The sequence below is a fragment of the Bradyrhizobium sp. 21 genome, assembly GCF_023073335.1.
Lineage (GTDB): Bacteria > Pseudomonadota > Alphaproteobacteria > Rhizobiales > Xanthobacteraceae > Bradyrhizobium.
Genome location: NZ_JADPJG010000028.1, coordinates 103042 through 116551 on the forward strand (window position 1 = coordinate 103042; position 13510 = coordinate 116551).

The window sequence follows — 13510 nt, forward strand, 5'->3', positions numbered from 1 at the left end:
CATGCTCCCGCCAAAGGCAGAGGCTCAAAGATTGCCCCCCTCAAGCAGGAGTCATCAGCCCATTACGGTCCAAGATCACGGCTCAAGGCCGCCGGGCGGTTCTCGGGGGACTCCATCCCCATCTGTGCGGCCAGCCTAGCATGGAAATCGCGCCGGACAAGTGGGCGAGGGAGCGTCTCCACACCGCGCGCGTTCCGACGGCGCGACCGTGGCGATAGGGCGGCAGCGATGCACTCGATTGTGAAGCGCAAGCAATCTTCGGACTTTGCGGCAAGTCGATTGCATGTCACCATCGCGTCATACGACGGGAGGCTGCGATGCGCGTGCTGTTCTCGATCGGGGCTGTGCTGATAGCCGGCGTGCTCGCCGGAGGGGATGTCGCGGGCATCGCGGCGCCAGGACCTACATTTGACTCACCTAAGAGTCAGCCGCAGCGGCTGGCGTCCGACAAGGACGCGCAGACGGTCGATGTCGAGCTGATCCTCGCGGTCGACGTGTCCTACTCCATGGACATGGACGAACTCGCGATCCAGCGCGAAGGCTATGCGCAGGCGATCCAGTCGAAGGAATTTTTGCAGGCGCTGAAGCTCGGTCCGAACGGCCGGATCGCGGTGACCTATTTCGAGTGGGCCGCCTCGACCGATCAGAAGATCATCATTCCCTGGCGGCTGATCGACGGACCGGAGACCGCCGATGCCGTCGCCGCCGAAATCCTGAAGACGCCGATCCGGCGTGCCTCGCGCACCTCGATCTCCGGCGCGATCACTTTCGCGATGCCGCTCTTCGATGAGGATCCCTATCGGGGCCTGCGCCGCGTGATCGACATTTCGGGTGACGGCCCCAACAACAATGGCAGCCCGGTCACGGTGGCGCGCGACGCGGCGATCGAGAAGGGCATCGTCATCAACGGCCTGCCGATCATGGTCAAGGAGCCGTCCTATTCGACCATGGATATCGACAATCTCGACTACTACTACGAGGACTGCGTCATCGGCGGCCCCGGTTCCTTCGTGATCACCATCAAGGACCGCGACAAGTTCAAGGAAGCAATCCGCACCAAGCTCTTGATGGAGGTTGCGGGCCGCATGCCGGAGCGCCGCGTGGTGCACGTTGCGGACAAGGACAAGGAGCCGCGTGTGAGCTGCATGATCGGCGAGAAGATCTGGTCGGACCGCTGGGGGCGCTGATCGCGTTCCCACCGAATGAGACCATTTGCCCGACTTGCTTCCGGTAGAATCTTAACCGCGCGTTAACCGTTGCATGGCCGTAATCGGCTGCTTCCTGTTGTTTCCGGATATTGTTCTGACGTTGCTGTCGGGGCGCGAACGAAGCGGGCCTGTCAGACACATCCGCCGAGCAATCAAATGGCCATCGTCACGTCGAGCACCAGCCAGATTTCGCCCGCCAACGAGCGGGTGTATCACCAGAGCGCCCTGCTCGGTGACTGGAAGGGCAATTGGGCGGGCAACAACCAGCCCGTCGGCTTCAAGGTCGTGAACATCCGCGGGGCCCGGGCGCAGGTCGAGTACACCCATAACGGACATACCGAGCGCGGTTTTGGCGAGGTCCAGGGCTCGCTACTCACCTTCGGTAACATCACGGTCGGCACCAAGGACGGCAAGAGTTTGGTGCTCCTGTCCTCCGCGGGCGCCGGCAAGCAGACCGCGACGCTGGACAAGCAGGCGCCGCCGGCCTCGGACAGCCGCCTGATGGGAAGCTGGGGCGGCTATTCCAGTGACAATGGCAAGAGCGCGAGCTTCAGGGTGCTCGCTGTCAACGGCAACGAAGCGCAGGTCAGTGTCACCACCGACGGCGTCACCCGTCAGGGCACCGGTACCGTCTACAAGAACGTGATCATGTTCGGGCAGGCGCAGATTGCGACCGACGACGGGCAGAACGGCAAGATCATCTACCAGGTCCGCAACACGTCCTTCGTGGTGCCCGTGACGAAATATCCGCCGTCGGATACGTCGTCCACGGTGGACAGGACCGCCTGAACTTCAACGCCTGCTATTTCACGGCGAGCGGTGGCAGCGCCGGCACGCTGTCGTTCGGTGCTGCTGCCTGCATGACGCGAGTTCCGGCTCGCGGATACAGGCGCGGTAGGGCGGGTTGATGCCCGGGCGTCGGCTCCACTGGCGTTCGCGACAGCCGTCGCGTATAATTTGCGTGCTTTCTGACGGTCACCCGAATGTCCAGCCTTGCACGTTCTTGCGCTCTCGCAACTCTCTTCGCGGTGCTTTGCCTCGGCGGAGCATCGGCTCACGCGCAAGCGGCGCCCGTGAGATATTGGATACCGGGTGGTCCTTTCGGCTTTGGCGGAAGCAGCGGCCAGAGCGCCGATGCCTACGGCAACTTTCCAAGCTTCAAGGCCGGCGATGCCGACGGCAGCTACAGTTTTCGTCCCGGTTTCTTTGTCGGAAGCGAACACGGCAGTCTCGGTTTCGGCGGGCTCAGCCAGAGCGCGGCCGCCGGCAATTTCAGCGCGCTCTCTTATGATGGCACGCAGTTCGGTTACAACACCAAGACCGCGGGCGGCATGCCCGTCACGTTCTTTGCCGGCTTCGACACGCTGAAATACGGTAACGGCATTGGCAGCTCGCTTGCGCCGCTCACCTCCAGCGCCTCGCCCGGCTACGGCGCATTTGCGGGGGTCGAGTTCAAGCCGACCTCCAACCTCAGCCTGTCGTTCGGCGCCGGTTTCACCCAGCAGGATTCGAGCCGCATGGACAGCGATATCAGATCGAACATGCTGCCCGGCGAGTCGCCGGCGTTGGGCGGCCTTCGCCGATAGCTATCGTGTGAACTTCGCCACCAGCTCGACATGCGGCGTGTGTCGGAATTGGTCCACGGGCACCACGCGATCAATCTTGTAGCCGCCATCGATCAGGAGTCGCGCATCGCGTGCAAATGTCGCGACGTTGCAGGACACTGCGACCACCACGGGCACCTTGCTGGCGGCGAGCTTCATTGCCTGCGCCTGCGCGCCCTGGCGCGGCGGATCGAACACCACGGCGTCGAAGTCGCGCAGCTCCGGCGGCACCAGGGGACGGCGGAACAGGTCGCGCGGCTCGGCCTTGATCGGCTTGAGCCCCGGCGTGCGCGCAGCCTTGGCGAGCGCTGCGATGGCGCCGGCATCGTTGTCATAGGCGGTGACGCGGGCCTTCTCGGCGAGCCGCAACGCGAACGGGCCGACGCCGCAGAAGAGGTCGAGAACGTTCTTGGCCTTGCCGATGCGCTCCGCCACGAGCGACGCAAGCGTCTCTTCGCCGGCGATGGTTGCTTGCAGGAACGAGCCCGGCGGCAACGTCACCTCGGCGCGGCCCATCTGCAGGGTCGGCGGCAGGCGTTGCAGCACCAGCTCGCCGTGCCGTGTCAGCCGCGCCAGGCGATGCTGCTCGGCGACGCGCGACAGCGCCGTCACGAGCGGCGTTGGCAACGGGCCGGAACCGCGCACGTCGACGTCGAGACCGTTGCCGGTCGCGGTGACCTGGATGTCCAGCGGTTTCGTCACCGACATCCGCGAGGTCAGCAGCTCCGCCAGCGCCCAGGCGGCATCGAGCGTCCCCTCGAGCCCGGGATCGAGGATCGGGCAGCGATGGATCGGGATGACGTCGTGCGAGCTCGCGGCAGAAAAACCCACCTTGAGGATGTCATGCGTGCCGAACCGGCCATGCAGCGTGACGCGCCTGCGCCCCGCGCCATGGGCATCGACCAGCGGCGCCACCTCGCATTCGATGCTGGCCTGCGCCAGCGTCTCGACCACGATGCCGCGCTTCCAGGCGTGATACGGCTCAGCCGCCCAGTGCTGGATGGCGCAGCCGCCACAGACGCCGAAATGCGGACAGAACGGCGCCACGCGTTCGGGGCTCGCAACATCCACCGCCAGCAGCTTGCGGCGATCGGGATGGTTGCCCGCGACGTGGTCGACCTCGACGGTCTCGCCGCCGAGCGCATAGGGCACATAGACCGAATCCCCCGCCGCCAGCGAGACGCCGTCGCCGCGATGGCCGACGTGATCGATCGTGAGGCGCTCAACCACGACGCGCGCCCAGGAAGAATTCGATGTTGCCGTCGCCGCCGGCAATCGAGGAGGGAAACACCTCGATATCGGTGCAGCCGAGCGAGCCTGCGAAAGCCGCGATGTCGTCGCAGATCTGCTGGTGCACGGCCGCGTCGCGGACGATGCCCTTCTTGTTGTGCTTCCGCTCCGCCTCGAATTGCGGCTTGATCAGCGCCAGCAGGCTCATCGGCGCGGCGGCCAGCGACAGCGCCACCGGCAGCACCGTCTTGAGCGAGATGAAGCTGACGTCGATGACGACGACATCGGGTCGCGCCGGCAGCCGCTTGCCGTCATAGACACGGATGTCGGTCTCCTCCATCGACACGATTTTGGAGTGACCGCGCAGCGAGGGATGCAGCTGGCTGGTGCCGACATCGATGGCGAACACCAGGCTTGCGCCGTTCGCCAGCAGCACCTCGGTGAAGCCGCCGGTGGAGGCGCCGACGTCGAGGCAGACATGGTCCTCGATCTCGATGGGATAGCGTTCCAGCGCGCCCGCGAGCTTGACGCCGCCGCGGGAGACATAGGGATGCGCGGGCTCGGCCTGGATCACCGCGTCCTCGGCGATGGTCTCCGACGGTTTTGCGACCTGCTTGTCGTCGGCGGTGACGAGCCCGGCCTCGATTGCCGCGCGCGCCCGCGCGCGGCTCTCGAACAGGCCCCGCTCGACCAGCAGAACATCCGCGCGCTTGCGGGCAGGGGACATAATCTCTCCGAAGACGCCTGATGCGGTTAGGGTGCGATCAATCGCGCGGCTGCCATCCGGACGCAAGCCTCGAACGCGGCCAGATCGTGCCAGACGTCGACCGGCATCTCGGTCGGCGTCACCAGCGGGCAACCGTGCAGCTCCAGCGCGTGGATCATCATGAGATTGTCCACCAGGCCAAAATCCTCGACCGTCAGCCCCTGCGCGTCGACCAGCCGCCCGTCCTCGGACGTCACGTCCATGAAGCGGCCGACACGGTCGGCGTAGGCGGCGCCGTCGTTGGAATAGGCCAGGCAAAACTTGCGGCGCCCGGCCATGTAGCCGAGCTCGTAGACGGTGCCGGGATCGGCGCCGGCGCCCCGGAACGGCGTGAGATTGGCGATGATGGCATCGGCCTGATCCATCATCGCCTCGTTGCCGCAAAAGATCTGCCGCGAGGCATCGGGCGCGACGAGGTCGATTTCATTGTCGAAGGGATAGAGGCCGGTGAGCCCGTGAGCGGTGCAAATGTCGACCTTGCGCCGGCCGGTCTCAACCGCATCCGGCAGGAACACGTCGGGGCCTGCCAGATAGATTTTCATGGAGCCAAGGCCAAACAATTTGAATCGAGGTGCGAGCCACAGCGCGTGCTCTGCTCCCTCTCCCGCTTGCGGAGAGGGTCGGGGGGGTGTCTCCGCAGGCGACGCTCCCCAAGAGGAGAAAGCCCCCACCCGTGCCTACGGCGCGACCTCTCCCGCAAGCGGGAGAGGTGTAGAAAGCAGCCTTTAAGCCAGCTTGACCGTCTCGGCCTTGACGTCCTTGCCGAGCGCCTCGAACACCTTGGCGACGATGCCCTTGGCGTCGAGACCGGCACGGCCGTACATCGCGGCCGGGGTGTCGTGGTCCTGGAACACGTCGGGCAGCACCATCGAGCGGAACTTGACCATGCCTCCGTCGAGCGCGCCCTGGTCGGTCAGGTACTGCGCAACGTGCGAGCCGAAGCCGCCGACCGAGCCCTCCTCGATCGTGATCAGGATCTCGTGGTCACGGGCGAGCTTGAGCACCAGCTCGGTGTCCAGCGGCTTCATGAAGCGCGCATCCGCGATCGTGGTCGAAAGGCCATGGGCTGCGAGCTCGTCGGCCGCTTTCTCGCATTCGGCCAGACGGGTGCCGAAGGAGAGCAGGGCGATCTTGCTGCCCTGGCGGACGATACGACCCTTGCCGATCTCGAGCGGAACACCGATTTCGGGCATCTCGATGCCGCGGCCTTCGCCGCGCGGATAGCGCAGGGAGCTTGGCCGGTCGTTAATTGCGACCTGGGTCGCCACCATGTGCACGAGCTCGGCCTCGTCGGCCGCAGCCATGATGACCATGTTCGGCAGGCAGCCGAGATAGGCGTTGTCGAACGAGCCGGCATGGGTCGCGCCATCGGCGCCGACAAGACCGGCGCGATCGATGGCGAAGCGCACGGGCAAGCTCTGGATCGCGACGTCATGCACGATCTGGTCGTAGCCACGCTGCAGGAACGTCGAGTAGATCGCGCAGAACGGCTTGTAGCCCTCGGTCGCAAGCCCGGCGGCGAAGGTCACCGCGTGCTGCTCGGCGATGCCGACGTCGAAGGTACGGTCGGGGAACGCCTTGTTGAAGATGTCGACGCCGGTGCCGGACGGCATCGCCGCGGTGATGGCGACGATCTTGTCGTCCTTCTCGGCTTCCTTGACGAGGCTCTGGCCGAACACGTTCTGGTAGGCCGGCGCATTCGGCTTGGACTTGGCCTGGGTCCCGGTCGCGACGTCGAACTTGACGACGGCGTGGTACTTGTCGGCGGAGGCTTCCGCCGGGCCGTAGCCCTTGCCCTTCTGCGTCACGACGTGGACCAGGATGGGGCCGGTCTCCATGTCGCGCACGTTCTTCAGCACGGGCAGCAGATGGTCGAGATTATGACCGTCGATCGGGCCGACGTAATAGAAGCCGAGCTCCTCGAACAGCGTGCCGCCGTCCATCATGAAGCCGCGGGAATATTCCTCGACGCGGTTGGCGCGGCTGGCGATAACCTTCGGCAGCCGCTGGTTGATCTGCTTGGCGGCCTCCCGGAGTGTGCGATAGGTCTTGCCGGAGTAGAGGCGCGACAGATAGGCGCTCATCGCGCCGACCGGCGGCGCGATCGACATGTCGTTGTCGTTTAGGATGACGATCAGGCGCGAGTTCATCGCACCCGCATTGTTCATGGCCTCGTAGGCCATTCCGGCCGACATTGCGCCGTCACCGATGACCGCGATGACATTATTGTTGCCGCCGGAGAGGTCGCGCGCGACCGCCATGCCGAGGCCGGCTGAGATCGAGGTCGAGGAATGCGCGGCGCCGAACGGATCGTAATCGCTCTCGCTGCGCTTGGTGAAGCCGGACAGGCCGCCGCCGGTGCGCAGGGTGCGGATGCGGTCGCGCCGGCCGGTGAGGATCTTGTGCGGATACGCTTGGTGGCCGACGTCCCAGATCAGCCGGTCGCGCGGGGTGTCGAAGACATAATGAATCGCGGTGGTGAGCTCGACCACGCCGAGGCCTGCGCCGAAGTGACCGCCGGTCGTCGAAACGGCATCGATGGTCTCCTGACGCAGCTCGTCGGCGACCTGGCGAACCTGCTCGACCTTGAGCTTGCGCAGATCGTCCGGCGTCCGGATGGTGTCGAGAAGCGGCGTTTTACTGTATGCGTTCACGGCGATTTCCAATTTGTCAGCGCCGGAAGATCGTTCCGGTGCGCGATGGGTTTGCTCAATATCGGCGCAGCGCGAGTCCTTAAACCGTCGGAGCCACCTGCATGGGGCAAAGCCCCGTCTTCAAGCTTAGGTGAGCCTAAATGCTCTCCGGTTCAGTCTCTGTGATCCCTGTCACTTCTATTGGCTTCGTCCATCCCAGCCAATTCATCAGCAGTTTGAAGCGCTTGTCGTCGGTAATCCGTGCCCACGCAAGGCTTGCAAAAAGCCACACTCCGCGCAGCTTTACACCAAAGCTTGGGCCAAAGCCAACCCGCCGGGCCGATTACGGCCATGCAGGCGCAACTGGCGGGCCAGGGTGGTTAATCGTGGCGCCAGCGGAAGGGTTCCAGTCTTGCCGGGTTCCTTGCCCGGTTCCTTGGCAGATTTTAGCCGAGAGGAGGCCGTTTCGACCGGATTCGGGCAGCTGGAGACTCCCGCGCAGGGAAATTCTTCGATCTTCGCGCTTGGCGACCCCGCTCATGATCGGGAGACCGGCGTGCGATCGTGAAAAATCGCGGGCGGACCGAGGCTTGAGACGGGCGGCTTTGAAGGGCAGCCGTTACTGGACGTCGAGCGGCGCGGTGCCGGTGGCCTGGCCGCTGGCATCGGTGGTGATCTTGTCGACCCGCGCCTCGGCCTGGCGCAGCAACTCTTCGCAGCGGCGCTTCAGGGCTTCGCCGCGCTCGTAGATCGTGACGGATTCCTCGAGCGGCACCTTGCCGTCCTCGAGCCGCTTCACGATCGTTTCGAGCTCCTCGATGGCGCGTTCGAAGGTCAGCCTGGAGACGTCGATTTGGGTATTTTCGGCCATATAAGTTTCCGATTGCCCGATTCGCTTTCTCAGCGAGAAAACAGAGTTTTGCGGGCGTAATGTGGCGGGTGCTTCAGGCGCCCATCAGGGCGCCGACATGCGCCGTAACAGATTCTTTCAATCCCTGCAGGTCGTAGCCGCCTTCGAGCACAGAAACAACGCGCCCCCCCGCGGACTTGTCGGCGAGGTCCATGAGCTTGCGCGTCACCCAGGCATAATCCTCGGCGCGCAAATTCAGCGACGCCAGCGGATCGCGATAGTGCGCATCGAAGCCTGCAGAGATGACGAGCAGCTCCGGGCTGAATTTTTCGAGCTGCGGCAGGATCAAATTCTCGAACGCGATGCGGAATTCCGGGCCGCCGTCCTCGGAAGCGAGCGGCGCGTTGACGATGGTGTCGTGGTCGCCGCGCTCGCTCTTGGCGCCGGTGCCCGGAAACAGCGGCATCTGGTGCGTCGAGCAGTACATCACGGTCGGGTCGGACCAGAAGATGTCCTGCGTGCCATTGCCGTGATGCACGTCGAAATCGACGATGGCCGCGCGCGTGATGCCGTATTTGCGCTGCGCGTGACGTGCTGCGATTGCGACGTTGTCGAAGAAGCAGAAGCCCATCGGCTTGCCGATCTCGGCGTGATGGCCGGGCGGGCGCACCGCGACGAAGGCGTTGCGATGCTCGCCATTCATCACCGCTTCGGTCGCCGCGACCGCGCCGCCGACGCCGCGCATGACCGCTTCCCATGTGCCCGGCGACATCGAAGTGTCGCCATCGATATAGACCTGGCCGCTGGTCGGGGCGATGTGGCGCAGCTCGGTGACGTAATGCTCGTTGTGGCAGAGCGTGACCAGGTCGAGATCGCCCTCCGGCGCCTGGTCGCGCACCAGGAACTGGAAGCGTTCATGCGACAGTGCTTCCTCCACCGCGCGCAGGCGGTCGGGCCTTTCGGGATGTCCCGGCGGCGTGACGTGGTCGAGGCAGGCCTTGTGGGAGAGGAGAAGCGTACTCATCAGGTCGGCCTCATGGGATGCGGGCTCTCGACGTCGCTTGGCGCATCCGGCGCCAAAACGCAAATGCAGACCCAATCTAGGCGTTCCGCCGGGAATGGCAAAGGGTCGCACGGACCAGCCCGTTTGATCCGGATCAATTCACGCGCAGGATGCGGCTCAGCGGCAGCGGACCGATCGGTCCGTGCGCCCTGAAGAAGGCGAACAGCGCGTCAGCGTCGTAGCCGCCATATTGCGGACCCGTGCCTTGTTTGGCGACTGTAAAGCCGTCGCCCCCGACTGCGAGATAATCGTTGAGGGTGACGCGATAGCTGCTTCCCGCTTCGATCGGCCTGCCGTCGAGCGTCATCTTGTCGGCGGCGACGCGCTCGCCGAATGGCTTCGCCGCATCCCAGGCATAGCTGAACCCGTTCGAGACCTGGAGGATACGCGGCCGCTTCGGATCCAGCCATTGCTGCTCCAGCATGTCCTTGAGCTGGCTGCCCGTGAGCGTCATGGTGACGAGGCGGTTGCGGAACGGCTGGCTCGCGAAAACATCGCCGAAGGATATCGCGCCGTTCTCCTTTGGAACGATGTCGGTGCGAATGCCGCCGGGATTGGTGAGGGCGATGACAGCGCTGCCGTCCTTGGCGTCCCTGGTCGCGGCAAGCTGCGCGTCCGCGATGACGTCGCCGAGCGCGCTTTCGCCGGCCTCGTTCGGCACGCGTGACAGCGTCTGCGTCACCGATCCGGCCGGGCGATTGGCTATCGGCGCCGACAGCTTGTCGTAGGCGTCGATCAGCGCGGTCTGCTCGGGATCCTTCGCCAGCGAGGCATTGGCGACGAGGACGTTCTCGCCCCTGGCGCTGATGATGTCGCGCGTAACTGGGTCGAGCTTGAGGTCGATCGCAGTGACCAGTGTGCCGTATTTGTCGCCGCTGGTGACGAGGCGCCCGTCGATGTCGCAGACATAGGCCCGGTGGGTGTGGCCGCTGACCACGACGTCGACGGCGCGATCGAATTTTTTGACGATATCGACGATCGGTCCCGTAATGGCGGGGCATTCATTGTAGTCGCCTGAGGGCTCGCCGCCCTGGTGGATCAGCACCACGATCGCCTCGACCCCGCGCGCCTTCAACTGCGCGACTTGCGCGTTCACCGTTTCGGCTTCGTCGCGGAATTCGAGGCCGGTGATGCCTGACGGCGAGACGATGCCCGCGGTCTCCTTCAAGGTCAGTCCGATGAAGGCGACGGGGATACCCTCGAACTCCCTGATCTCGTAAGGCGGCAGCACGCTCTTGCCGGTCGTGGTCTCGATGGCAGAGGCCGCGAGATAGTGGAATTTGGCACCCAGGAAGGGATGCGGCCCCTGGCAGCCGTCGACCGGATGACAGCCGCCATTCTGTATCCTGAGCAGCTCGGTCTTGCCCTCGTCGAATTCGTGATTGCCGACCGAGCTGATCGCGAGCCCCATCATGGAGAGCGCCTCGATCGAAGGCTCGTCGTGGAACATCGCCGACAAAAATGGGCTCGCGCCGATCAAATCGCCGGCAGCGACGAGGATCGTGTTCTTGTGTCCCTCGCGCAGCTGCTTCACCAGCGTCGCCATGTATTCGGCACCGCCGGCCGCCACCATGACCTTCCTGGCCTTGTCCTCGGGATCGTTGATGCGGATGCCGCCCGGCGGCGGCCGCAGATTGCCGTGAAAATCGTTGATGGCGAGGATGCGCAGCTCGACCGGCGCCGCGGTCTGGGCCGAGGCGGGGAGGGGGGTGAGCGCGAGTGTGAGGGCGGTCAAACGGAGAAGATGTCGCATGGAACCAGATTAGTCGTTCCGCGCGAAGATTTCACGAAGCTTTCGTCCCACTCCCACAAGCGCAAAGGGAGGATAAAAGCTGCCCTTATCGCTTCTTCCGGTTCGCGAACGCATTGAACGCCGCAATCGCCTCGTCCGATTTCAGCCGCTCGGCGAACAGGTGGGCCTCCTGGTCGATGCGGCGGGTGAGCTCCTCGGGCGCGGTGCGCAGCAGTCTGCGCGAGGTCGCGACCGCTTCGGCGGGAAGCCGGCAGATCTCGCGCGCCACCTTGCGCGCCTCGACCTCGGTGTGTCCCGGCGAGACCACGGTGTTGACGAAGCCGGCGGCATGCGCCTCCGCTGCCGTAAAAGCCCGCCCCATCACCAGCATCGCGAAGGCGCGCTGGTAGCCCATCGTGTTCGGCATCAGGAGGCTGGCCGCGCCGACCGGCACGAGCCCGAGATGGATGTAGGGCGCGGAGAAGGTCGCAGCGGTCGACGCCAGCACATAGTCGCAGTGGAACAGCATCACGGTGCCCATGCCGATCGAGGCGCCGTCGACGGCGGCGATGATCGGCTTGACGTTGAGCGCCAGCGAATAGAGAAATTTTGCACCGTCCGACAGTGTCTCGGAATTCGACTCGGCCTGCATGAAATCGTCGATGTCGTCGCCGGCGGTGAACACGCCGGAGCCGCCGGTGATGATCATGCAGCGGATGTCGGGATTGTTTTGGGCGGTGTCGATCGCTCGGCTCATCTCGCGATACATGTCCTGCGTGATCGCGTTCTTCTTGCTCGGCCGGCGCAGGGTGATCACGCGCGTCCCGCGTTCTTCGGTGACGACGATATTGCCATTCGGCATGAGAGCTCCCTGCGATCGCTGCGACGCTTGCCTTTGCCGAGTCTCGCGAGCATCAGCCTACATCATCTTGCAGGCCTGCCAATGCGCTCGCTCGGCCTTTTCGAGGCCGGCCGGGCGCCGCGGCTCTTCTTCCATCCGAAGACCGCATCGCGCCGGATCATGCCGGTTGTATCGCTTCGCATATGCAGTTGCGCATTGCAACAAATGGCTACAATGTTTTGTTTGAAAAACCGAGGGTTGTGGTGCACGATTGCCTCTTGCGACGGTTCCTTTGACGGATTGCTCGATTGATGATTGCCGCAACGGGTGTCGACGAATCCTCGCTGCACTACCGCGGCTGGCGCGTCGTGCTGGCCTGCTTCCTGATGGCCTTCTTCATGTTCGGCTTCGGCCTGTACGGCCAGGGCGTCTATCTCGCCGAGCTCCAGCGCGCCCATGGCTGGCCGGGCACGCTGGTCTCCGCGGCCAGCACCTTCTCCTTTCTCCTGACCTCCGTCCTCGTCATCTTCACCGACGATCTGCTCGCCCGCATCGGGCTGCGGACGCTGATCCTGTGCGGCCTGTCGGCGCTCGGCGCTTCGACGGTGCTGCTGGCGCTGCTGCACACGCCCTGGCAACTCTATCTCGCCTATGCGCTGATGTCGGTTGGCTGGACTGGCATGGGCACCGTGGTGATCGCGACCGTGCTGAACTCCTGGTTCGAGCGCCGCCGCGGGCTCGCGCTCAGCCTCGCCTACAACGGCGCGACCTGCGGCGGCATCGTGCTCGTTCCGCTGCTGCTGTCGCTGACCGGCAGCATCGGCTTTCGTTCCGCCATGCTGGCGGCCACGATCGCGATGGTGGTGCTGGTGCTGCCGGTGGTCGTGATCTTCATCGGCTGGCCCGCCGGGATGTCGCTGGCATCGGGCGGATCCGCGTCCGGTGCCGGCACGGCCGCGCCGGCGCAGTCCCGCAGGGTGCTGCTCGCCAACGCGGCGTTCTGGACCATGGTGCTGCCGATCGCGATCGCGCTGTTGGCGCAGATGGGTTTCATCATCCACCAGGTGACGTTCCTCGAGCCGATGATCGGCCGCTACGCCGCCGGCCTTGCCGTCACCGTCATGGCGGCGATGGCGGTGGTCGGGCGCCTGTCGCTCGGCCTGTTCGTCGATCGGCTCGATCCGCGGCTCGCCTGCGCGGCGTCGATGACGAGCCAGGCGGCGGCGCTCTTCGTGCTTGTGCAGAGCACGAACCCGACCGTGCTGCTCGTGTGCTGCGCCGTCTACGGTTTCTCGATCGGCAACATGATCACGTTCCCGCCCCTGATCATCCAGCGTGAGATCGGCGCCGGCGCCTTCGCCGCCGCGATGGGACTGGGCACGTCGATCAGCGGCATCGTCAGCGCCTTCGGCCCCGGCATTGTCGGTCTCGTGCGCAGCGTCACCGGCGATTACACGACGGCGTTCGCGATGTGCGTGGTGCTCGATCTGGTGGCGGCGGCGGTCGTGCTGTGGCGGCCGGGGCGGCGTGCGAAGCTCGCCGCTTCGTAGCCGGGTTGAACGGCACTCCGGGACACTGCCCTC

12 protein-coding genes and 1 riboswitch are annotated in these 13510 nt (G+C 65.0%); of the genes, 4 read left to right on the top strand and 8 right to left on the bottom strand.

What is annotated here, in order from left to right:
* Window positions 1-38: 38 nt before the first annotated feature.
* Window positions 39-129, bottom strand: a riboswitch (Fluoride riboswitch).
* Window positions 130-317: 188 nt separating this feature from the next.
* From IVB31_RS23065 to IVB31_RS23075, 3 genes are all read left to right on the top strand, one after another.
* On the top strand, window positions 318-1187 hold the full coding sequence (locus tag IVB31_RS23065; RefSeq protein ID WP_247328045.1) for a DUF1194 domain-containing protein: 870 nt from the start codon (window positions 318-320) through the stop codon (window positions 1185-1187).
* 177 nt (window positions 1188-1364) lie between these two features.
* The gene (locus IVB31_RS23070; RefSeq protein WP_247328047.1) at window positions 1365-1997 is read left to right on the top strand and encodes a hypothetical protein; all 633 of its coding nucleotides are present in this window, start codon (window positions 1365-1367) and stop codon (window positions 1995-1997) included.
* A 194-nt stretch (window positions 1998-2191) separates the two neighbouring features.
* Window positions 2192-2794 carry a hypothetical protein gene (locus IVB31_RS23075; RefSeq protein WP_247328049.1) on the top strand — a complete coding sequence of 201 codons (603 nt, stop codon included), beginning with the start codon at window positions 2192-2194 and terminating at the stop codon, window positions 2792-2794.
* On the opposite strand, the gene IVB31_RS23080 is transcribed toward IVB31_RS23075, so the two are convergent.
* The 8 genes from IVB31_RS23080 to IVB31_RS23115 all read right to left on the bottom strand — a co-directional run bounded on the left by IVB31_RS23080 (window position 2795) and on the right by IVB31_RS23115 (window position 11948).
* Window positions 2795-4042, bottom strand: a complete 1248-nt coding sequence (locus IVB31_RS23080) for a methyltransferase (RefSeq protein ID WP_247328052.1) — start codon at window positions 4040-4042, stop codon at window positions 2795-2797.
* Complete coding sequence (locus IVB31_RS23085; protein WP_247328055.1) at window positions 4035-4769, bottom strand: TlyA family RNA methyltransferase; 735 nt, start codon at window positions 4767-4769, stop codon at window positions 4035-4037. The genes IVB31_RS23080 and IVB31_RS23085 overlap by 8 nt, the downstream gene beginning before the upstream one ends.
* A 26-nt stretch (window positions 4770-4795) precedes the next feature.
* Window positions 4796-5350 carry a nucleoside 2-deoxyribosyltransferase gene (locus tag IVB31_RS23090; RefSeq protein ID WP_247328058.1) on the bottom strand — a complete coding sequence of 185 codons (555 nt, stop codon included), beginning with the start codon at window positions 5348-5350 and terminating at the stop codon, window positions 4796-4798.
* Between the two features lie 183 nt (window positions 5351-5533).
* Window positions 5534-7462 (bottom strand): 1-deoxy-D-xylulose-5-phosphate synthase, encoded by a 1929-nt coding sequence (gene dxs, locus IVB31_RS23095; protein ID WP_247328062.1) that lies wholly within the window; start codon window positions 7460-7462, stop codon window positions 5534-5536.
* Window positions 7463-8060: 598 nt separating this feature from the next.
* The gene (locus IVB31_RS23100) at window positions 8061-8312 is read right to left on the bottom strand and encodes an exodeoxyribonuclease VII small subunit (RefSeq protein WP_027516568.1); all 252 of its coding nucleotides are present in this window, start codon (window positions 8310-8312) and stop codon (window positions 8061-8063) included.
* Window positions 8313-8385: 73 nt separating this feature from the next.
* Window positions 8386-9315, bottom strand: coding sequence for a histone deacetylase family protein (locus IVB31_RS23105; protein WP_247328064.1), 930 nt, complete (start codon window positions 9313-9315; stop codon window positions 8386-8388).
* 133 nt (window positions 9316-9448) lie between these two features.
* A complete protein-coding gene (locus tag IVB31_RS23110; protein ID WP_247328066.1) occupies window positions 9449-11107 on the bottom strand; it encodes a bifunctional metallophosphatase/5'-nucleotidase in 1659 nt (552 codons plus the stop codon).
* A gap of 85 nt (window positions 11108-11192) precedes the next feature.
* Window positions 11193-11948, bottom strand: coding sequence for an enoyl-CoA hydratase-related protein (locus IVB31_RS23115; protein ID WP_247328068.1), 756 nt, complete (start codon window positions 11946-11948; stop codon window positions 11193-11195).
* A gap of 290 nt (window positions 11949-12238) precedes the next feature.
* Here IVB31_RS23115 and IVB31_RS23120 point away from each other — a divergent pair, with 290 nt between their 5' ends.
* Window positions 12239-13477 carry an MFS transporter gene (locus IVB31_RS23120; RefSeq protein WP_247328145.1) on the top strand — a complete coding sequence of 413 codons (1239 nt, stop codon included), beginning with the start codon at window positions 12239-12241 and terminating at the stop codon, window positions 13475-13477.
* Window positions 13478-13510: the final 33 nt, after the last annotated feature.